This window comes from Micrococcus sp. APC 4021 (assembly GCF_030407635.1).
GTDB lineage: Bacteria > Actinomycetota > Actinomycetes > Actinomycetales > Micrococcaceae > Micrococcus > Micrococcus luteus.
Map to the genome: position 1 here is coordinate 1 of NZ_JASDCZ010000211.1, position 1,424 is coordinate 1,424.

At 72.5% G+C, this 1,424-nt stretch carries 1 protein-coding gene; it reads left to right on the plus strand.

Features of this window, described 5'->3' with window-relative positions; genetic code table 11:
• Positions 1-428 precede the first annotated feature (428 nt).
• A partial coding sequence (gene infC / locus QL983_RS11220; protein WP_290153042.1) for a translation initiation factor IF-3 occupies positions 429-1,424 on the plus strand: 996 nt, incomplete at its 3' end.

The window sequence follows — 1,424 nt, forward strand, 5'->3', positions numbered from 1 at the left end:
CGACGGCGGGGACCTCGTGGATGTCGCGGATCTCGGCGGGGGCGTCCATGGGGGTGGCGTCCTGGGCCTGACGTTCGTCTGTCATGGTGGTAAGCTTCCCATAGACCACTCGTGGTCCGCGCACGACCTCGTCATCCGGTGACCCCGGGGCGGGCATGCACGGGCCAGGAGCAGCAAAGTGGAGGCCTCTCTCCCACCCGCGTCAGCAGGATGTCCGGTTCGCCCCGGGCCGAGTTGCCGGGTCGCCGGTCGGGACCGCCGCGTCGTGGCGCGCAGCCCGCACCGAGGGTCCCGTCCGACGGGATCGTGTCGAGGCCTCCGTCTGCGTCCGCGCAGGGGAGGCCTTCCTCGTTTCCGAGGGCCCCTCCGGTGGGCGCGGGGTCACCCGTCGTCTCACACAGAGGAGTACCACCATCAGCGATCCCCGCATCAACGAGCGTATCCGCGTTCCGGAAGTCCGCCTGGTCGGCCCGAACGGCGAACAGGTCGGCATCGTCCGCGTCGAGGACGCCCTCCGGCTCGCCGCCGAGGCGGACCTGGATCTCGTGGAGGTGGCCCCCACGGCCAAGCCTCCGGTGTGCAAGCTGATGGATTTCGGCAAGTACAAGTACGAGGCCGCGGTGAAGGCCCGTGAGTCGCGCAAGAACCAGGTGAACACGGTCCTCAAGGAGGTCCGCTTCCGCCTGAAGATCGACAAGCACGACTACGAGACCAAGACCGGCCACGCCAAGAAGTTCCTGAGCCAGGGCGACAAGGTCAAGGCCATCATCCAGTTCCGCGGCCGTGAGCAGCAGCGTCCCGAACTCGGCATCAAGCTGCTGCAGCAGTTCGCCGAGGACGTCGCCGAGCTGGGCACCGTCGAGTCGCAGCCGCGCCAGGACGGCCGCAACATGGTGATGGTGGTCGGCCCGCTGCGCACCAAGGCCGATGCGCGGGCGGACCAGCGCAAGAACTCGGCCGAGAGCCACCGCGAGCGTCAGGGCGGCGGTTCGCGTCGCGACCAGGCCGCCCGCGAGGCCAAGGAGCGCGCCGCGCAGAAGGCGGCGTCCGACTCCGCCCCGGTGCGGAATTCGGTCGGGGACGCGTTCCCCGAGCAGCTGAAGGCCATGGCCGCCCGGACGCAGGAGAACGCCTCCGCGGCCCCGGCCGAGACGACGCAGGCGCCGAAGACCCCGGCCCCGGCGGCTCCCCGCCCGGCCGCGGTCGCCCCGGCTGCGAAGCCGGCCTCCAGCGCCACGCCCGCATCGTCCCCGAAGCCGGCCGCGACGCCGAAGCCGCAGTCCTCGGCTGCGCCGGCTGCCACGCCGAAGCCGCGGTCCGCCGCCAAGCCGGCCGCGCCGTCGTCGGCTCCGAAGCCGACGGCCAAGCCGATGCCGGCCCCGCCGAAGCCCGCCGCCCCCCGCGGCGGTGCCCCCCACCCCGGT